We start from the raw sequence: 18818 nt of genomic DNA on the forward strand, positions 1-18818 counted from the left end.
CTTTTAATGAATTTTCCTCCAGTTATCGCTATTGATGGACCTACTGCCTCAGGCAAAGGGACTGTGGCCTCATTGGTGGCGGAAAAGTTAGGCTTTCATTACCTGGATAGCGGGGCGCTTTATCGTTTAGTGGCTTTGGGCAGTCAAAAAGCGTCCATTGACCCTCAAAATGGCTCAGAACTCGGTATTTTAGCTAAAAACCTCGTGATTTCCTTCAAAAATGGCCAAATTCTGCTGAATTCTGAGGATGTAACTGAGGCTATTCGCACTGAAAGTGTTGGTTTATGTGCCTCAATCATTGCGGCTCATCCAGAGGTTCGGCAGGCTTTAGTAGGGGTTCAACGCAGTTTTCGTCAATCTCCAGGTCTGGTGGCTGATGGCCGAGACATGGCCAGCGTCCTATTTCCAGATGCAGCGCTGAAGGTTTTCTTGACGGCGACAGCAGAAGCGAGAGCCGAGCGTCGGTATAAGCAATTGATAGCTAAGGGAATTTCTGCTAAACTAGTTGACTTATTGCATGATTTGCAGGTGCGCGATGCCAGAGATAGTAGTCGAGGCGCAGCGCCCCTGATAGTTGCAGCAGACGCCAAAGTGCTAGAAACATCTGAATTATCGATAGATCAAGCAGTTAAGACGGTTTTAGATTGGTATCAATCAAAAGCAGCTTAGTTTTATTTGGTGGGAAGTCAAAAGCAGGAGTAGAAGTAGTTTTGGTGTCTTGAGGAACTCTACAACGCGATTTTCTAATTGAGCGTGTTTCTTGGGACTTTTTTAACCTAACCCGTCGGGCCTTCTGACGGCACAAAGTGAATATATAAAATGTCTGAATCATTTGCAGAATTATTTGAAGAATCATTAACCCGATCGAATATGAAGACCGGCCAAGTTATTTCGGCTGAAGTCCTTCGCATCGACCATAACTTCGTCGTTGTTAACGCTGGCTTAAAGTCTGAAGCGTTTATTCCTGTTGAAGAATTCCATAACGACGCTGGCGAGATTGAAGTCGCTCCTGGCGATTTCGTTTCTGTTGCGATTGACGCTCTTGAGAACGGCTATGGCGACACCATCCTTTCCCGTGACAAAGCAAAACGCTTGGCATCATGGATGAATTTAGAGAAAGCGCTCGAGCAAGCTGAAATCGTTACTGGTACTGTTACCGGTAAGGTTAAGGGCGGCTTGACTGTCATGGTTAACGGTATCCGCGCATTCTTGCCTGGATCACTCGTTGATACACGCCCAATCAAAGACACCAGCCCTTACGAAGGTAAGACGATGGAGTTTAAGGTTATCAAGTTGGATCGTAAGCGCAACAACGTGGTGTTGTCACGTCGTGCGGTAGTTGAAGCTAGCCAAGGTGAAGAGCGTGCGAAGTTGATGTCTAACCTCAAAGAAGGTAGCGTTGTTCAAGGTATCGTGAAGAACATCACTGACTACGGCGCGTTCGTAGATCTCGGTGGTATCGATGGCCTCTTGCATATTACCGATTTGGCATGGCGTCGTGTGCGTCACCCAAGCGAGATGTTGACTGTTGGTCAAGAAGTAACAGCAAAGATTTTGAAGTTTGATCAAGAGAAGAACCGTGTGTCACTTGGCGTGAAGCAACTTGGTGATGATCCATGGGTTGGTATCGCACGTCGTTACCCACCGAATACCCGTTTGTTCGGTAAAGTAACTAACCTGACTGACTACGGTGCGTTCGTAGAAATCGAATCCGGTATCGAAGGTTTGGTACACGTTTCTGAAATGGACTGGACCAATAAAAACGTTGCTCCAAGCAAAGCTACTGCATTAGGAACCGAAGTTGAAGTCATGGTTCTCGATATTGATGAAGACAAGCGCCGTATTAGCTTGGGCATCAAGCAGTGCAAAGCCAATCCATGGGAAGAGTTCTCACGTGGCCAACAAAAAGGCGATAAGTTAACTGGCGCAATTAAGTCTATTACTGACTTTGGTGTATTCATTGGCTTGCCTGGCGGTATCGATGGTTTAGTTCACCTCTCAGACCTCTCATGGAATGAGCCTGGTGAAGAAGCGGTTAAGCGATACAAAAAAGGCGACGAAGTGGAAGCCACTGTATTGGCCATTGATGTTGAGAAAGAGCGTATCTCTCTCGGTATCAAGCAATTGTCTGGTGACCCATTTAATAACTACACATCGGTTAGCGACAAGGGTAGCCTCGTCACTGGTACTGTGAAGGCTGTTGATGCCAAAGGTGCAACGATTCACTTAGCTGATGAAGTTGAAGCTTACTTACGTGCTTCTGAGATCTCAACAGATCGCGTTGAAGATGCACGCAATGTACTGAAAGAAGGCGATAGCGTTACTGCCATGATCATTAACATTGATCGTAAGTCACGTGTTATCAATCTTTCAATCAAAGCAAAAGACAGCTCTGACCAACAAGATGCAATGAGCAAGCTCCAAGGTGATGCGCAGTCTGGCACGACCAACTTGGGCGCTTTGTTAAAAGCCAAGATGGATAATCAAGGTTAAATCAATATCGCCGCTTTCCACTAGGAGAGCGGCGGTTATTTATTGATAGATCATGTCAGATCAAGAGCAACAAGCAATTACTCGCTCCGAACTTGTGGAGAGCTTGGCGGAACAATTCCCCCAACTTCTTCCGAGGGATGTCGAGTTAGCAGTAAAAACATTGCTAGATACAATGACTCACGCTTTAGCCGAAGGTAAGCGAATTGAGTTGCGTGGGGTTGGAAGCTTTGTTTTGCATCACCGTCCTGCACGCGCTGGTCGTAATCCAAAATCTGGTGAGAAAGTATTGATTCCGGAGAAGCGGGTCCCGCATTTCAAGCCTGGTAAAGAATTACGTGAGCGGGTTGATTACAAGCCTTTAAAGCAAGTGAGCCCTAAAGAGGGTTCAGGTGCCTAGTCACATAGCGCACATCCATTGGTCCATTCGGACCATTTTTTTATTGAAGTTCTGCACATCATGATTCAGATTGCAACTTCCTGGTTACTCCTATTGCCAGTGATGTTCGGCATTGGCTGGTTAACCTCGCGTTGGGATTTGCGTCTAGAGAGTCGGACGGATGAGCTTGAGCGCATGCAACAACAGCGTTCTACATTCAAAGGCTTAAGCCTTCTGTTGAATGAGCAGCCAGATCAAGCGATTGAAACTTTGGTCAAAATTGCTCAGCTTGATCCTGAAACGATTGAACTCCATTTCGCCCTAGGCAGCTTATTCCGTCGCCGCGGTGAAACTGAGCGCGCCATTCGGGTGCACCAGCATTTAGCTAATCGCGATGACTTAAAGTCACGAGATCGAGATCATGCCGCCTATGAGTTAGGCCGGGATTTTCTGCGTGCTGGTTTATTGGATCGCGCCGAAGCTTCTTTAAATCGTGTTGGAGAAGGTAAATTTGCTGCGCCCGCCAAAGAGAGTCTGCTCGAGATGTATCAAGTTGAACGAGACTGGAGTAAGGCGATCACTGCCGCTAGTGAGCTAGAAACCTTGCAGGGTAAATCTCATCGTATTGAGATTGCACAGTTTCATTGTGAGCTGGGTCAGGAAGCCCTGTATCGCAAAGATTTACCTGCAGTAGAGCAGTCTATCCAATTAGCGCTCCAGGCTGTTCCAAATCATGCGCGAGCACTAATTTTGCAGGGTGACTATTTGATGGCGATGGATAGTCCCGCTCAGGCGATTGAGGTTTGGAGTGTGATTTCTAAAACCCATCCTGCGTATATGCATCTACTTGCCGACCGTTGGATGGCGGCGCATTCTGCATTAGATAAAGCGGATATCGGCCTGAGTGCCCTGTGTGAGTTGTTAAAAACCCAGGCCTCTGGTGAGCTGCTTGATATTGTGCAAAAGCAGATGACCCAAATTCGTGGGGCTCAAGCTGCAGAAGCCATGTTGGTTGAGGTCATGCAGCACTCGCCCAGTTTGAGTGCACTCTCGAAGTTGGCAGAGACCCGCTTGGTACTGGCGGAGAGTAACGGTACGCCGGAGAGGGTGTCTGATTTGCAGGCAACGCTGAGTTTATTGAAGCAAAGAACCACGGCTCTAGCCCGTTACACATGTGGCAATTGCGGTTTCCGGGCGCGACGTTTTTATTGGCAGTGTCCAGGATGTAATCATTGGGAGGCTTATTCCCCACGACGAACTGAAGGTGCAGTACCTAGCGGTCCATCGATGTAGATAAATAAATTAACTAAACCGTCATCAAATAGTTTTCTAATGGTGGTGTTGAATAATAGATATTTGGAGATCCTTTGAAAGTTACGATTATTGGCAGCGGTTACGTAGGTCTTGTCACAGGCGCTTGCCTAGCAGAGCAGGGTAACAACGTCTTTTGCGTTGATGTCGATCCTAAAAAGATTGAGATCCTTAATTCTGGTGGCGTTCCCATCTACGAGCCTGGCTTAAAAGAAATGATTGCGCGCAATCGCGCAGCAGGGCGATTACAGTTCTCCACTGATATTGCTGCTTCTGTGGCCCATGGGGATATTCAATTTATTGCTGTTGGCACTCCCCCGGATGAAGATGGTTCGGCAGATTTGCAATATGTCGTCGCTGCTGCGCGCAATATTGGTCTTCATATGACGACTCCTAAAGTGATTGTTGACAAATCTACGGTACCCGTAGGCACGGCCGATAAAGTTTCTGCAGCAATTACGGAAGAGTTGACTAAGCGAGGCCTTGCTCCAGAGCTGTGCTCAGTAGTCTCTAATCCCGAGTTCCTCAAAGAAGGCGCTGCGGTAGAAGACTTTATGCGTCCTGATCGGATTGTGATTGGAACGCAGAACACGCCAGCAGGATTGCGGGCTAAAGAGCAAATGCGCAAACTCTACACTCCGTTTAATCGCCATCATGAGCGTACCTATTACATGGATGTCAAAAGCGCTGAGCTCACTAAATACGCTGCTAATGCGATGTTAGCAACCCGCATCTCCTTTATGAATGAATTAGCTAACTTGGCCGATTTGGTGGGCGCGGATATTGAAGCGGTACGTCAAGGCATTGGTTCAGACTCTCGTATCGGCTATGGCTTTTTATACTCTGGTACAGGTTATGGTGGTTCTTGCTTTCCAAAAGATGTGTCCGCCTTATCTAAGACTGCCATTGAACATGGTCGGGATCTGAAAATCCTTGATGCTGTAGAAGCGGTCAATGAGGCTCAAAAATACATCCTCGTTGAGAAGATTGAAAAACGCTTTGGCAAAAACCTGTCGGGCAAAAAGTTTGCCATATGGGGTCTTGCTTTCAAACCCAATACCGACGATATGCGTGAAGCCCCTAGTCGGGTGATTATTCAAGAGTTGGTTCAGCGTGGCGCACAAGTCATAGCCCATGATCCTGTAGCAATGCCTGAGGCTAAGCATTGCCTAGACATGGACTTTAAGGATAATCCCGAGGGTCTTAAACAGGTCAGCTTGGTCGATGATCCCATGTCAGCAGTCGATGGCTGCGACGCTCTGGTGATTGTGACCGAGTGGAAAGCCTTCCGTAGTCCTGATTTTGATTTACTTAAGACAAAGTTGAAGAACCCAATCATTTTTGATGGCCGTAATCTGTACGAGCCCCAAGCGATGCAAGAATTAGGGATTGAGTATCAGGGTATTGGTCGTCATAATTAAAAAAGTACTGCAAAAAAACTAAACAAGAATCCCTTAGAGAGATCAGTGCCCTGTGGAAAAAGCGAATCGAGAACAATTTTCTAAAGCCCGCTTGTTGGTGGTGGGTGACGTCATGCTAGATCGCTACTGGTTTGGTGACACTCATCGGATTTCTCCAGAAGCACCGGTACCAGTAGTTCAGGTCAGTAAGATGGATGAGCGTTTAGGTGGTGCTGCTAACGTGGCTCGTAACGTAGCAGCCTTAGGTGCTAAAACGACTATTTTGGGCGTGATTGGTGACGATGAAGCAGGTCGTCATGTCTCTGAGTTGCTTGAATTGAGCGGGGTCAATAACCAGCTTGAAATAGATGGAAAAGTTCCTACTACTGTAAAGTTGCGTGTCATTGCAAGACAGCAGCAACTCATTCGCTTGGATTTTGAAGAAGCGCCTAGCGAAGCTGCTCTAGCGCATAAACTGGAGCGTTATGAAAAGCTCATCAGTGATGCCGATGTTGTGATTTTGTCGGATTATGGCAAAGGTGCATTGGGTCAGGTGGCTTTAATGATTGAGCAGGCTCGAGCCCAAAATAAAATGATTCTGGTTGACCCTAAGGGTGATGACTACGCTAAATATCGTGGAGCTACTGTCCTCACCCCAAATCGCAGTGAACTACGCCAAGTAGTGGGTCAATGGACCAGCGAAGAAGATTTGATTAAGAGAGCGCAAGATCTGAGAAAGTCACTCAATATAGAAGCTTTACTTCTGACTCGCTCTGAAGATGGCATGAGTTTATTTACTGAAGCAGGTGTGAGTCATGTAAAAGCCCAAGCGCGCGAAGTATTTGATGTTTCAGGTGCGGGTGACACGGTGATTGGCACTCTAGCAGTTGCATTGGCAGCAGCATGGCCATTAGAAAAGGCAATGGCTTTAGCTAATCGTGCTGGCGGCATTGTGGTGGGTAAATTAGGTACTGCCACTGTTACTTCTGAGGAGTTGCAATGACTATTATCGTAACCGGCGCCGCTGGATTTATTGGTGCCAATCTCGTTCAAGCGCTCAATGCGCGAGGTGAGAAAAATATTATTGCCGTAGATGATTTGCGTCCTGCGGATAAATATCGCAATCTAGCTGATCTCGACATCATTGATTACCTAGATAAAGATGAATTTTTAGAGGCTTTTAGAAGCGGTCGTTTTGGCAAAGTAAGGGCAGTGTTTCATGAAGGTGCTTGCTCCGATACGATGGAAACGGATGGCATTTTCATGATGGCGAATAATTATCGCTACAGCATGGATTTACTGGATATTTGCACAGAGCAAAAAGTGCAATTACTCTATGCCTCTTCTGCAGCGACTTATGGCGGTTCAGATGTCTTTGTTGAGAGTCGTGAGCATGAGAAGCCTTTAAATATTTACGGCTACTCAAAATTCTTATTTGACCAAGTAATGCGTAAACGCTTCACTGGAAATGCCAATTCCGCTCAAGTTATTGGTTTTCGTTATTTCAATGTCTATGGCCCACGTGAGTCCCACAAAGGCCGTATGGCTTCAGTAGCTTTTCATCAATATCACCAATACAAAGCCAATGGCAAAGTAAAGCTCTTTGGTGAATATGGTGGTTATGGTCCAGGAGAGCAAAGCCGTGACTTTGTTTCTGTTGAGGATGTGGTTAAAGTGAACCTCTATTTCTTAGATCATCCTGAAATCAGTGGCATCTTCAATCTCGGTAGTGGCCGTGCACAACCATTTAATGATGTTGCTCATGCGGTAACTAATGCGATGCGAAAAGTCGATCATGCTGACCCCTTAAGTCTAAAAGAATTAGTAAAAGAAAAGGCGATTGAATACATCCCATTCCCGGAAGCACTCAAAGGCAAGTACCAGTGCTTTACTCAGGCAGATTTAACCAAGCTCCGCGCTGCCGGCTATACAGAACCCTTCTTGGATGTAGAGCAGGGTGTCAGTCGTTATATTACTTGGCTATCAGCTAATACTGATTTCTTAGCAAGCCCACTTTAGGCTAATATAAACAGTCAACCAACAGGATTTCCATTCGTTGTAACTAATCCACTTGCACTTTGTGTCAGTGGATTTTTTATTAACCAATGGAGATCATATGAATCATTTATTAAAGTCTTTGTTATTTTTGGCAGTAGTCGCTGTTTCGGGCTTGGCTATCGCCTCTCCGATTAATGTCAATACTGCTACCCAAACGGAGTTAGAGAGCATTAAGGGTATCGGTCCTTCTAAGGCAAAAACCATCATTGCTGAGCGTTTGGATGGCGGCCATTTTCAGGATGCGAATGATTTACAAAAGCGGGTGCGCGGCATTGGGATGAAATCCGTAGAAAAGATGGTGGATAACGGTTTGACGATTGAGGCCCCCAGTTCTTTTCGTGAGCCCAATGGTCGGACCAATAAGGAGGGTTCCAGTGCTAGTAGACGCAGTTCGCGTGGTCAAAGCAGTTCTCGTAATAATCCGGACCGTGCGGGGCCAAATCGCCGAAATTAAGCCCTTTTACGTTTAGCTTGGCTTATGGCTAAAATAGTTTCATGAGCATACCTTCTTACTTGACTATTTCGCAGACCGTGGGTAATACGCCCTTGGTTCGTTTACAACGCATTCCTGGTGCTGATAACGATTCCAAAAATAATCTGATCTTAGGAAAGTTAGAAGGTAACAATCCAGCGGGGTCAGTAAAAGACCGTCCTTCGCTGTCGATGATCCTGCGCGCTCAAGAGCGAGGTGAAATCAAGCCTGGCGATACCCTGATTGAAGCGACCAGTGGCAACACTGGTATTGCTTTGGCAATGACCGCCGCGATGTTGGGCTACAAGATGGTTTTAGTCATGCCTGAAAACCAAAGTATTGAACGCAGACAAAGTATGGCTGCCTATGGGGCAGAGTTAATTCTCACGGCAGCTTCTGGTGGCATGGAGTTTGCACGTGACTATGCATTGCAGCTACAAAAAGAAGGTCGTGGTAGATTGCTAGATCAATTTGCCAACCCAGATAATCCACGGGCTCACATTGAAACCACGGGACCAGAAATCTGGCGTGATACCGATGGCCAAGTAACCCACTTCGTTTCATCGATGGGTACCACTGGGACGATTACTGGAGTCTCTACTTACCTCAAGTCGATGAACCCCAATATTCAGATTATTGGCGCACAACCAGAAGAAGGTTCGCAGATTCCTGGCATTCGTAAATGGGCTCCTGAGTATTTGCCGAAGATTTACCAGAGTGATAAGGTCGATCGCATTGAGTACGTGAGTCAAGCGGATGCCGAAGAGATGGCTCGCAGGCTTGCTGCTGAAGAAGGGATCTTTTGCGGTATCTCTGCCGGTGGCGCCCTAGTGGTTGCTTTACGTATTGCTCGCCAGGTAGAAAACGCCACGATTGTCTTTATCGTTTGCGATCGTGGGGATCGTTATCTCTCTACCGGAGTTTTCCCAGCCTAAGACTTTAGTTTATTGAGGTCTACGGAGATTTTTTCTTGCGAGTAGATTTCTTAGGTTTGGTTTTGACGGGCTCAACTGAATTTTTTTCTAATTTTGTTTCTTTAGTGTTTGCTTGGGATGATGTTGGTGGCACTACACTTTGGTTTTTATAGCCTAAGGCCTCTGCAAATTCGGCAACACTTTGTGCGTAAAAATAGCTACGGTTGTATTGCACAATGGTGAGAAAGTTATTGAGACCCACTACGTAGCGCGCTTGATCGTTGCCATCTTTATCGGGGTAGGGGAGATCAACAATGAGTGCTTTGCTTTGCGGTTCAACGCCCCCCATTTGAAGATCGCCCTGATCTTTAGTCAGAATGCCTTTTTCAATGAGTTCTTGAATAGTGTATTTCAGCTGAGGCTCGCCATCAGCCAGCGCTTTTGCTTCACTTACTGCGACTTCTTGTACTGGGAAGTAAATTGGCATACCCGGTTGCCAGCCGTGCTTACGCATAAAGTTGGCAACACTGGCTATAGCATCTTTAGGACTTTGTTTTAAGTCAATATGACTATCTCCATCTCCATCGACAGCAAAGCTACGAATACTGCTTGGCATAAACTGCGGCAACCCGATTGCACCGGCATAGGAGCTATTTTGATTTAGGCAGGCATTGAAGCGGACGGTATTCAAATCTTGACTACTATTGTTAGCCGGTAACTTCCCGCCACCTTCTGACCAACATAAGAGAATTAAATCTTGCAACTGATCCTTAAATAGCTGTTCACGAGCTACTTTGTTGGCTGTCTCCGGATAACTAAAGGCAAGGGTAGCGAGTACATCTTTCGCCCGAAAGTTCCCGGTTTGACGACCATAGATGGTTTCAATACCAATAATGGCCACAATAATCTCCGCTGGGACCCCAGATTCCTGTTCCACTTTACTGAGGAATGCTTGGTTTTGCTCCCAAAAGACCTTCCCAGCCTTGAGTCGAATCGGCTCAACAAAGCGCTTACGATAGGCAATCCAATTCTTCTTAAAGTTGCCCGATGGGGGTAACACCAATTTTCGAATGGAGGGAATCGTTTTAGCATCAAGGAAGGCTGCCTCAAGCGTCGCCTGAGGAATCCCTTGGGTTTGGGCTATTTGTATGATGAGTTGTTCAAGATTTTGGCTAAAACGGACTTCTGTGGCGGCATCCTCGGACTGGTTTACGATAGGCTCAGGGCTTACTGGCTGAGTCGGGGTGCTCGAGCAGGCGCTTAAAAGTAGCGCACAGAGCAGTATTAAAGTGAGGTTGGAAATACGAAAATTCATGAATTAAAGAATGGGTTTTTAAGGGTTTGGCGGGTTTTATTAAATTATAAAAATAATCGTTTTGTTATTGAGGATTACTAGTAATGACAACAGGATACATAACTCACCCCGATTTTCTCAAACATGAGATGGGGGGTCACCATCCCGAGTGCCCAGAGCGGATTCAGGCTATCAATGATCAGTTAATCCGCAGTGGTGTCGATCGCTTTTTGCATCATCTAGATGCGCCCCTTGCAACCGAAGAGCAGCTTGAGTTGGTTCATAGTCCGGATCATATTGCTTTCGTTAAAGAACGCTCTCCAGAAAGTGGTTACTTCATGCTTGATGGTGACACTATTATGAACCCCCATACTTGGAATGCTGCGCTCCGTGCAGCTGGTGCGGCTATAGCCGGCGTTGATGCTGTAATGAAGGGCGAGGTTGAGAATGTGTTTTGTGCAGTTCGTCCACCTGGACATCACGCTGAGCCAACGCGCTCAATGGGCTTTTGCGTCTTTGATAGTGTGGCAGTAGCAGCGCGTTATGCAATTGAAGAGTATGGCATCCAGCATGTAGCCATTATTGACTTTGATGTTCATCACGGGAATGGTACTGAGGCTGCATTCTTTAATGATCCAAATGTGCTGATGTGTAGCTTCTTTCAGCATCCGTTTTATCCGTATAGCGGCTTGGATGGGGCAAATAATATGGTGAATGTACCCCTTCCCGCTTCTACCCGCGGAGATGTAGTGCGCTCGATAGTAGAAGAACAGTGGTTACCCCGTCTACGTGATTTTGAGCCGGAACTGATTATTATCTCAGCCGGATTTGATGCTCACCGTGAGGATGATTTGGGGCAGATGGGCTTGGTAGAGGATGACTATGCTTGGATCACCAAGCAGCTCAAGACAGTCGCAAACCAATATGCCCAAGGTCGTATCGTCAGCTGCCTAGAGGGTGGATATAACCTATCTGCTCTGGGCCGAAGTGTGGTCGCGCATGTCAAAGCACTTGCGGATATTTAAGCGCAATCAGAAATATCGATTTTAAGAGATCAAGATCAAGGAACACATGAGTAATATTTTTGAACAAGGTTTAGATCGTAATCCAGCAAACTTCACTCCGATTACGCCACTCTTGTTTATAGAGCGGTCCGCCGAAGTGTATCCGGCACGCTTGGCTATTGTGCATGGCAAGTTACGCCAAACTTGGGGTCAGACCTACGAACGTTGCCGTCGCCTAGCAAGCGCGCTGCAACAGCATGGAATCGGTTTTGGAGATACGGTGGCTGTGATGTTGCCTAATACTCCTCCGATGGTGGAAGCGCATTTTGGTGTTCCGATGGCTGGAGCGGTATTAAATGCCTTAAATACGCGTCTTGACCCAGAGTCGATTGCTTTTATGCTGAACCATGGCGAAGCCAAGGTGGTGATCGTTGATCCTGAGTTTTCTAAAGTCATGAAGGCAGCACTCGAGATCGCTAAAAAAGAAAGTGGCCGTGAGTTCTTGGTAATTGATGTTGAAGAAAAAGAGTTTGATGTGCCTGGTGAACGGCTCGGTAAGCTAACTTATGAACAGCTTTTAGTCCAAGGAGATCCTCAGTTTGCATGGCAAGTACCAGCGGATGAGTGGCAGGCGATTTGTTTGAACTACACCTCGGGCACCACCGGAAATCCAAAAGGTGTGGTGTACCACCATCGTGGTGCAGCGATGAATGCGATATCAAATATTTTAGATTGGGATATTCAAAGGCATCCCACTTATCTTTGGACGCTCCCTATGTTCCATTGCAACGGCTGGTGCTTTCCTTGGACAGTAGCGGCGCGCGCGGGCGTGAACATTTGCCTACGTCGTGTGGATGCACAGCATATCTTTGCTGCAATCAAAGAGCATGGTGTGACGCATTACTGCGCTGCCCCTATTGTGCACAGCCTATTAGTGAACGCCCCCGATGAATTAAAAGAGGGTGTACCCAAAGGCGTGAAGGGCTTAATCGCTGGTGCTGCGCCTCCCGCAATGATTATTGAGGGAATGGAAAAACTGGGTTTTGATCTCACGCATGTCTATGGATTAACAGAGACTTACGGACCAGCAGCAGTCTGTGTCAAGCAGGATGAGTGGGATGAGTTGGATATTGGTGAGAGAGCTCGTCTCAATGCACGTCAAGGTGTTCGCTATCACTTACAGCAAGCGATTGCCGTTCTGGATCCCGTAACTCTTGAGCCGGTTCCCGCTGATGGTGAGACTATGGGTGAGATTATGTTTAAAGGCAACATCGCCATGAAGGGCTATCTCAAGAATGAGCGGGCGACCCGAGATGCATTTGAAGGCGGCTGGTTTCATTCGGGTGATTTGGCGGTGATCAACCCCGATGGTTATGTAAAGATGAAAGATCGGAGCAAAGACATCATTATTTCTGGCGGAGAAAACATTTCCTCAGTAGAGGTAGAGGATGTGCTCTATCGCCATCCAGCAGTAATGGCGGCTGCAGTGGTTGCTAAACCCGATCCCAAATGGGGCGAGACACCGTGTGCCTTTTTAGAAATCAAGCCAGGCATGGCAGTAACACCAGCCGAAATCATCACCCACTGTAAACAGCATCTTGCTGGATTCAAGGTGCCCAAGGCAATTGTGTTTTGTGAGCTGCCAAAGACCTCGACTGGCAAGATTCAGAAGTTTGAACTTCGCAAGCAGGCTGGCTCGGCTTCAGCAATCGACGTTTAACCAGAGATGCCCCTAGGCGGATAAAATAGTAGAGTTACTCAAAAAAATAGAGAATGAAGCATGAAAATCTTGGTGGCTGTAAAACGGGTAGTTGATTACAACGTCAAAATTCGGGTGAAATCAGATCACTCTGGCGTTGATCTCGCAAACGTCAAAATGAGCATGAACCCCTTTGATGAAATTGCGGTAGAAGAAGCAGTGCGTTTAAAAGAGGCCGGTGTTGCCACTGAAGTCGTGGTGGTTTCAGCGGGTCCTACCCAATGCCAAGAAACACTCCGGACTGCTTTAGCAATTGGCGCAGATCGCGCTATCTTGGTAGAGTCCGATGCTGAATTACAACCTTTAGCAGTGGCAAAAATTCTGCAGGCGCTTTGTGAAAAAGAGCAGGCGCAAATCGTGATCTTAGGTAAGCAGGCAATCGATGACGATAGCAACCAAACAGGGCAGATGTTGGCTAGTTTGATGGATATTCCACAGGCAACCTTTGCTTCAAAGGTGGTGATTGCCAATGGCAAAGCCAATGTGACGCGTGAGGTTGATGGTGGCTTAGAAACGATCGCGATAACATTGCCAGCTGTCATTACAACGGACTTGCGTTTGAATGAACCACGCTATGTGACTTTACCCAACATCATGAAGGCGAAGAAGAAAACGCTGGAAATATTGAAGCCTGAAGAGCTTGGCGTTGACATCACACCACGTCTTAAAACAATCAAAGTAGAAGAGCCTCCGAAGCGCTCTGCTGGTGTAATGGTGGCAGATGTAGCGGCCTTGGTAGATAAACTTAAAAATGAAGCGAAGGTGATTTAAATGACCGCACTTGTCATTGCTGAACACGATAATCAATCTTTAAAAGGGGTCACGCTCAATGTGATTGCGGCTGCCTTGCAATGCGCTCCCGAGGTGGATGTATTAGTAGCTGGTAGTGGCGCCGATGCCGTTGCTGCCTCAGCGAGTCAAATTGCTGGCGTTCGCAAAGTAATCCAAGTGGATGCCCCAAGTTTGGCAGATCAACTGGCTGAGCCCTTAGCGGCTCAAATTCTCGCTTTGACAAGTAGCTATAGTTACATATTGGCAGCAGCAACTGCAAATGGTAAGAATGTGCTGCCTCGTGTTGCTGCCAAGTTGGATGTCGCTCAGTTATCGGACATTACCAAGGTGGTTAGTGCGGATACCTTTGAGCGTCCAATTTATGCTGGTAATGCCATTGCTACTGTTCAATCCAGCGATCCTATCAAAGTCATTACAGTGCGGACAACAGGTTTTGATCCTGTTGCTGCAACTGGTGGCTCCGCAACAATTGATAAGCAAGCCATTGCTGTCGCTGCGGGTAATTCTGCATCGTCTGCCTTTGTGGGCCGTGAACTGACTAAATCAGATCGCCCAGAATTGGCTGCTGCCAAAATTATTGTGTCTGGTGGGCGCGGTTTAGGCTCTGGTGAAAAGTATCAAGAGATCATTACTCCCTTAGCGGATAAGTTAGGCGCGGCATTGGGTGCATCACGCGCAGCTGTCGATGCTGGTTACGTGCCTAATGACTATCAAGTAGGTCAAACTGGCAAGATTGTGGCTCCACAACTTTATGTCGCTGTTGGTATCTCTGGTGCTATTCAGCATTTAGCAGGAATGAAAGATTCTAAAGTGATTGTGGCAATTAATAAAGATCCTGAGGCCCCAATCTTTAGTGTGGCTGATTATGGCTTGGTGGCTGATTTGAATACTGCTGTGCCTGAGTTAATCAATTCACTGCCGTAGGGCTTTTGCTTGCATTACCTTGCCTGATTAATAGGAGTCTTATGCCGTATGTAGCCCCCGTGAAAGAGATGCTATTTGTGATGAACGAATTAGCGGGGTTATCTGAGCTTGTTTCTTATCCATCCTATGTTGAAGCCGGTGCAGATGTGGATTTGGCATCAGCCATTTTGGAAGAGTCTGCTAAATTCAATCAAGATGTTGTGGCGCCGCTAAATTGGCCTAGTGATCAAAACCCAAGTTCATTTAAAGACGGCGTGGTCACTACCAGCCCAGGATTTAAAGAAGCATTTCAACAGTTTGGTGAGGTCGGCTGGCAAGGCGTCATGCATCCTACAGAATTTGGTGGTCAAGGATTGCCAAAGTTGATTGCCACCGCTTGCTTTGAAATGGTCCATTCCGCAAGTCTCTCATTTGCCTTGTGCCCCATGTTGACGGATGGCGCAATTGAAGCTTTATTGACTGCAGCTAGCCCACCATTGCAAGAGCGCTTTGTTCCCAAGATGATTTCTGGTGAGTGGACTGGTTCAATGTGCCTCACCGAGCCTCAAGCAGGTTCAGATTTGTCGATGGTCCGTTCACGGGCTGTGCTGGAAGATGCGGGTGTATACAAGATTTTTGGCACTAAGATTTATATCACTTACGGTGAGCACGATATGGCAAAGAATATTGTCCATCTCGTATTGGCCAGAACGCCAGATGCACCGGAAGGTGTCAAGGGCATCTCTTTATTTGTAGTACCCAAGTTTTTAGTCAATACAGATGGTTCTTTGGGTGAGCGAAATGATGTTCATTGCGTATCCATCGAGCACAAGCTGGGTATTAAGGCCAGCCCAACAGCAGTCTTGCAGTTTGGTGATCATGGCGGCGCTATTGGCTATTTGGTAGGTGAAGAGAATCGTGGTCTGGAATACATGTTTGTCATGATGAATGCCGCCCGCTTTGCAGTGGGTATGCAAGGCGTCGCCGTTGCCGAGCGCGCCTATCAAAAAGCGGTGCAGTATGCAAAAGATCGCGTACAAAGTCGGGATCTTGCTGGCTCCCCAGACCCCGTAGCGATTATTCATCAACCAGATGTGAAGCGGATGTTGATGACGATGCGAGGTTACATAGAGGCGTCTAGGGCCTTGGCTTATTACGCTGCCGCTGCCGCTGATACACAGCATGCCTCTCCAGATGAAACGGCTCGTCAACAGAGTCAAGCTATTTATGAATTTCTAGTGCCGATCGTAAAAGGCTTCTCCACCGAAATGTCAATTGAGGTTGCCAGTTTGGGTATCCAGATTCATGGGGGAATGGGTTTCATTGAAGAGACTGGTGCTGCGCAACACTATCGTGACGCACGCATTCTGACGATCTATGAAGGTACAACAGCAATCCAAGCAAACGACTTGCTTGGCAGAAAAACGGTGCGTGATGGCGGTGCAACTGCTAAGGTGTTCGCTGAAAAGATCAAGCAAACTGAAGCAGATCTTGCTAGCAGCGGTAGTGCCGATGCAAAAGCGGTATTAAAGCAATTGACCTTTGCACGTGAAGCATTTGAGTCCGCTGTGACTTATATTGTGGCCAATGCTAAAATGAATATCAAAGCCGTCTATGCAGGAAGTGTGGCCTACTTGCGTTTGTGTGGCTTAGTGTTCAGCGCATGGCAAATGGCTCGCGCATTATTGGCTGCCCAAGCATTGCGTGCCAGCGATCCCAGTTTCTTTGATGCCAAGATTACGACCGCACGCTTCTTTGCAGAAAATCTATTGCCACAATCTCAGGCATTAGCAATTTCGATACTAGAGGGCGGTCAATCTACCAATGCACTGACCGTGGAGCAGTTCTAGCAGTATTTATTGAGACAGCTTTTTCGCTTCTTGCAGTTGCGAGATAAAGAATTGCTCAAATGCAATCGCTAAGAATGTCATCATCACCCCCGCACCCAATACCAGTGAAAAAATCACGGTGAGCACTACTGGCCACCCAGATCTGGTGGCTCGACTAGGATCTATCCCGGGATTAAATTGCGCATCCCATTTTTCATCGGCACGTAAGCCATAAGTGATGGTGGTTAGCCAACTAGCCTCCAGCGTAATGAAGCCGAAGGTGATGAGAACCCAGCCAGGTGCAGAGTGAAAGTGTGCATCTTTGAGAATCATCCAGCCAGCAATGCCGCCAATAAAAGCCAATAATTGCGCCCATCCCCAAAAGGATTTCAATCCCTGTAAGTAAAAACAATTCAAACCGGTACCTGGAAAAAATAATCCCAGTGAACAGAAAAGCAGTTTGTATTTTTTCATTCAGACTTTCGATAAGGAATTTTTTAATATTGAAATTGTTTATTTTGCGGAATTACTTTTTTGCATAAAGCTCAATACTTCACGATCGGCACCAATCATGAGTAGCTGATCGCCATTACGCACAATCGTGCGGTAATCATTGAGTTCATAAAGGAAGTCATTTTCTAACTCCATGCGCTGTGGAGCGCAGGCCATCCTGGTGCTCACAATTTGATCCAGGGTAAAGCCTCGGGCATCCTCGGTAATGCGTGCCGTAAAACGATTACAACCTGTTGATCCACTGAGGCGTTCACCATTGGCATCAAACACCATTTGAATGGGGTTGCTGTTCTCACCTTGGGGAATTTGTCGGGAGCGCACCTCGCCCCTAGCATTGGGTGCCAGATTCCAGCGAACCAGCTCCCATTTGGTATTGCGGAATTCGCTGCTGGGAGGACTAGTTTTGGCAGCGCAGGGCGGAATCACATTGGCGCAGGCTGTCAAAAATCCCAATCCAAGGCAAGAAATCAGTAGAAATAAGCTGTTAAAGGGACGTTTAGAGGATCTGAAAATGACTAATTTAGCGTGCATATTTCTATAAGTAACTGTTTTTAATGGTTATTTTTTAACCTACTGCACTCCATTCTACTGTTGAAGCTAAATACGCGGGCGCTTAAATAGGTGGATCAAGTAGGGGTTTTCGTCTAGAATATGAGGTTTTCCGCTACACCGTGCATTTGTTTTGAATGTCCAGTGAGTTGGAGCCCAATACTTTTTGTAGTAATTTCATTGGGTTGAAATCAACCTGTTTTCATTTTAGATTTTAAGGAATAAGTATGGTCGTCATTCGACTGGCACGCGGCGGTTCAAAGAAACGCCCTTTTTATAGCATCGTGGCTACAGACAAGCGTAATCGTCGCGACTCGAACTTTATCGAGCGCATTGGTTACTTCAATCCACAGGCAGCAGAGACAGAGCAAGCCATGCGTATTGCTCAAGATCGCTTGACCTATTGGACTGGTGTTGGTGCACAGATCTCTCCAACAGTGGTTCGTTTGATCAAAAATAATCCTGCAGTCTAAAGACGTCAAATCCAAAGACTTTCTCTTCACGACAAAGTCTTTGGTAGCAGAATTTTTCTGTAGCGTTTTCTTTAGCATTACTTAGGGAATCGAGGTCGCTTCAATATGAATACGCCTTCCCTAGATGATTTGATTGAGCTCGGCGCAGTCCAAGATGCTCAAGGTTTACAGGGTCAGATTAAGGTTCGCCCTCACTCATCCGATCCCGTAGCCCTCCTATCTAGTAAAGCACTTTGGCTATCGCTCATTCCTCGTCGGAGTGCGGGTGTCGCTAACTCTGTCGAGCAGGCTTCGCTCACTCTGTATCAAGTGAAGCAAGCAAAGATGCATAGTGGTACCGTAGTCATCGCCTTAGAGGGCATTACTGATCGTGATCAGGCAGAAGCTTTAAAGGGTGCACGCATTCTCGTTGGTCGTGATGTATTTCCAAAGACGGATACTGATAGCTACTACTGGGTTGATTTGATCGGTTGTAAGGCAGTCAATCTTCAAGGCGAGAGTTTGGGTGAAGTGATTGACGTCAACGATAACGGCGCCCATGGGATCATTACGCTTGGTGACCTAGAAACTAAAACAGTGAAGCAGTTGGTCCCTTTTGTAAAAGAAGTGGTGCAAGACGTGGACTTGCCAAATAGGCTCCTGACGCTGGACTGGCAAGCTGACTGGTAGTCTGCACTA

At 46.8% G+C, this 18818-nt stretch carries 18 protein-coding genes and 1 pseudogene; 16 read left to right on the forward strand and 3 right to left on the reverse strand.

The window, feature by feature from the left end:
* Positions 1 to 6: 6 nt before the first annotated feature.
* From cmk to cysM, 9 genes and pseudogenes are all read left to right on the forward strand, one after another.
* A complete protein-coding gene (gene cmk / locus ICN15_RS02765) occupies positions 7 to 669 on the forward strand; it encodes a (d)CMP kinase (RefSeq protein ID WP_216201100.1) in 663 nt (220 codons plus the stop codon).
* Between the two features lie 150 nt (positions 670 to 819).
* Positions 820 to 2493, forward strand: a complete 1674-nt coding sequence (gene rpsA, locus ICN15_RS02770; protein WP_216201101.1) for a 30S ribosomal protein S1 — start codon at positions 820 to 822, stop codon at positions 2491 to 2493.
* Between the two features lie 52 nt (positions 2494 to 2545).
* A pseudogene (locus ICN15_RS02775) lies at positions 2546 to 2842 on the forward strand (integration host factor subunit beta); the annotation flags it as partial.
* Positions 2843 to 2950: 108 nt separating this feature from the next.
* A complete protein-coding gene (gene lapB / locus ICN15_RS02780; RefSeq protein WP_216201102.1) occupies positions 2951 to 4162 on the forward strand; it encodes a lipopolysaccharide assembly protein LapB in 1212 nt (403 codons plus the stop codon).
* Between the two features lie 74 nt (positions 4163 to 4236).
* A complete protein-coding gene (locus ICN15_RS02785; RefSeq protein ID WP_216201103.1) occupies positions 4237 to 5601 on the forward strand; it encodes a UDP-glucose/GDP-mannose dehydrogenase family protein in 1365 nt (454 codons plus the stop codon).
* Positions 5602 to 5653: 52 nt separating this feature from the next.
* Positions 5654 to 6583 (forward strand): D-glycero-beta-D-manno-heptose-7-phosphate kinase, encoded by a 930-nt coding sequence (gene rfaE1, locus ICN15_RS02790; RefSeq protein ID WP_216201104.1) that lies wholly within the window; start codon positions 5654 to 5656, stop codon positions 6581 to 6583.
* Complete coding sequence (rfaD, locus tag ICN15_RS02795; protein ID WP_216201105.1) at positions 6580 to 7599, forward strand: ADP-glyceromanno-heptose 6-epimerase; 1020 nt, start codon at positions 6580 to 6582, stop codon at positions 7597 to 7599. Before rfaE1 ends, rfaD begins: the two co-directional genes overlap by 4 nt.
* 97 nt (positions 7600 to 7696) lie before the next feature.
* Entirely contained in the window at positions 7697 to 8092 is a 396-nt protein-coding gene (locus tag ICN15_RS02800; RefSeq protein ID WP_216201106.1) for a helix-hairpin-helix domain-containing protein, read from the forward strand.
* A 41-nt stretch (positions 8093 to 8133) separates the two neighbouring features.
* A complete protein-coding gene (gene cysM, locus ICN15_RS02805; RefSeq protein WP_216201107.1) occupies positions 8134 to 9045 on the forward strand; it encodes a cysteine synthase CysM in 912 nt (303 codons plus the stop codon).
* Between the two features lie 19 nt (positions 9046 to 9064).
* Here the strand turns inward: cysM and ICN15_RS02810 are convergent, their stop codons facing one another.
* Positions 9065 to 10339, reverse strand: a complete 1275-nt coding sequence (locus tag ICN15_RS02810; protein WP_216201108.1) for a lytic transglycosylase domain-containing protein — start codon at positions 10337 to 10339, stop codon at positions 9065 to 9067.
* Between the two features lie 83 nt (positions 10340 to 10422).
* On the opposite strand from ICN15_RS02810, the gene ICN15_RS02815 reads away from it, so the two are divergent.
* Genes ICN15_RS02815 through ICN15_RS02835 form a run of 5 tightly spaced genes read left to right on the forward strand, consistent with a single transcriptional unit; the run spans position 10423 to position 16626 of the window.
* A complete protein-coding gene (locus ICN15_RS02815) occupies positions 10423 to 11343 on the forward strand; it encodes a histone deacetylase family protein (protein ID WP_216201109.1) in 921 nt (306 codons plus the stop codon).
* A 46-nt stretch (positions 11344 to 11389) separates the two neighbouring features.
* Positions 11390 to 13042 carry an acyl-CoA synthetase gene (locus ICN15_RS02820; protein ID WP_216201110.1) on the forward strand — a complete coding sequence of 551 codons (1653 nt, stop codon included), beginning with the start codon at positions 11390 to 11392 and terminating at the stop codon, positions 13040 to 13042.
* A gap of 60 nt (positions 13043 to 13102) precedes the next feature.
* Entirely contained in the window at positions 13103 to 13852 is a 750-nt protein-coding gene (locus ICN15_RS02825; protein WP_216201111.1) for an electron transfer flavoprotein subunit beta/FixA family protein, read from the forward strand.
* Positions 13853 to 14797, forward strand: coding sequence for an electron transfer flavoprotein subunit alpha/FixB family protein (locus ICN15_RS02830; RefSeq protein ID WP_216201112.1), 945 nt, complete (start codon positions 13853 to 13855; stop codon positions 14795 to 14797).
* A gap of 41 nt (positions 14798 to 14838) precedes the next feature.
* On the forward strand, positions 14839 to 16626 hold the full coding sequence (locus tag ICN15_RS02835; RefSeq protein WP_216201113.1) for an acyl-CoA dehydrogenase: 1788 nt from the start codon (positions 14839 to 14841) through the stop codon (positions 16624 to 16626).
* Positions 16627 to 16632: 6 nt separating this feature from the next.
* Here the strand turns inward: ICN15_RS02835 and ICN15_RS02840 are convergent, their stop codons facing one another.
* A complete protein-coding gene (locus tag ICN15_RS02840) occupies positions 16633 to 17079 on the reverse strand; it encodes a hypothetical protein (RefSeq protein WP_216201114.1) in 447 nt (148 codons plus the stop codon).
* A 39-nt stretch (positions 17080 to 17118) separates the two neighbouring features.
* Positions 17119 to 17649: an META domain-containing protein gene (locus ICN15_RS02845; protein WP_255532838.1), complete on the reverse strand. Its 531-nt coding sequence runs from the start codon at positions 17647 to 17649 to the stop codon at positions 17119 to 17121.
* Between the two features lie 245 nt (positions 17650 to 17894).
* On the opposite strand from ICN15_RS02845, the gene rpsP reads away from it, so the two are divergent.
* Both rpsP and rimM read left to right on the forward strand, forming a co-directional pair.
* The gene (gene rpsP / locus ICN15_RS02850) at positions 17895 to 18140 is read left to right on the forward strand and encodes a 30S ribosomal protein S16 (RefSeq protein WP_215325477.1); all 246 of its coding nucleotides are present in this window, start codon (positions 17895 to 17897) and stop codon (positions 18138 to 18140) included.
* Between the two features lie 105 nt (positions 18141 to 18245).
* Entirely contained in the window at positions 18246 to 18809 is a 564-nt protein-coding gene (gene rimM / locus ICN15_RS02855; RefSeq protein ID WP_216201115.1) for a ribosome maturation factor RimM, read from the forward strand.
* Positions 18810 to 18818: the final 9 nt, after the last annotated feature.

The sequence above is a fragment of the Polynucleobacter sp. CS-Odin-A6 genome (genome assembly GCF_018882095.1).
Classification (GTDB): domain Bacteria; phylum Pseudomonadota; class Gammaproteobacteria; order Burkholderiales; family Burkholderiaceae; genus Polynucleobacter.

Bases quoted from the DNA above. Each gene is read 5' to 3' on its own strand.
- rfaD (WP_216201105.1), top strand. From the start codon at position 6,580: ATGACTATTATCGTAACCGGCGCCGCTGGATTTATTGGTGCCAATCTC.
- ICN15_RS02825 (WP_216201111.1), top strand. From the start codon at position 13,103: ATGAAAATCTTGGTGGCTGTAAAACGGGTAGTTGATTACAACGTCAAA.
- cysM (WP_216201107.1), top strand. From the start codon at position 8,134: ATGAGCATACCTTCTTACTTGACTATTTCGCAGACCGTGGGTAATACG.
- ICN15_RS02845 (WP_255532838.1), bottom strand. From the start codon at position 17,649: ATGCACGCTAAATTAGTCATTTTCAGATCCTCTAAACGTCCCTTTAAC.
- lapB (WP_216201102.1), top strand. From the start codon at position 2,951: ATGATTCAGATTGCAACTTCCTGGTTACTCCTATTGCCAGTGATGTTC.
- rimM (WP_216201115.1), top strand. From the start codon at position 18,246: ATGAATACGCCTTCCCTAGATGATTTGATTGAGCTCGGCGCAGTCCAA.
- ICN15_RS02810 (WP_216201108.1), bottom strand. From the start codon at position 10,339: ATGAATTTTCGTATTTCCAACCTCACTTTAATACTGCTCTGTGCGCTA.
- ICN15_RS02840 (WP_216201114.1), bottom strand. From the start codon at position 17,079: ATGAAAAAATACAAACTGCTTTTCTGTTCACTGGGATTATTTTTTCCA.
- cmk (WP_216201100.1), top strand. From the start codon at position 7: ATGAATTTTCCTCCAGTTATCGCTATTGATGGACCTACTGCCTCAGGC.
- ICN15_RS02820 (WP_216201110.1), top strand. From the start codon at position 11,390: ATGAGTAATATTTTTGAACAAGGTTTAGATCGTAATCCAGCAAACTTC.
- ICN15_RS02830 (WP_216201112.1), top strand. From the start codon at position 13,853: ATGACCGCACTTGTCATTGCTGAACACGATAATCAATCTTTAAAAGGG.
- ICN15_RS02815 (WP_216201109.1), top strand. From the start codon at position 10,423: ATGACAACAGGATACATAACTCACCCCGATTTTCTCAAACATGAGATG.
- rpsA (WP_216201101.1), top strand. From the start codon at position 820: ATGTCTGAATCATTTGCAGAATTATTTGAAGAATCATTAACCCGATCG.
- rpsP (WP_215325477.1), top strand. From the start codon at position 17,895: ATGGTCGTCATTCGACTGGCACGCGGCGGTTCAAAGAAACGCCCTTTT.
- ICN15_RS02835 (WP_216201113.1), top strand. From the start codon at position 14,839: ATGCCGTATGTAGCCCCCGTGAAAGAGATGCTATTTGTGATGAACGAA.
- ICN15_RS02800 (WP_216201106.1), top strand. From the start codon at position 7,697: ATGAATCATTTATTAAAGTCTTTGTTATTTTTGGCAGTAGTCGCTGTT.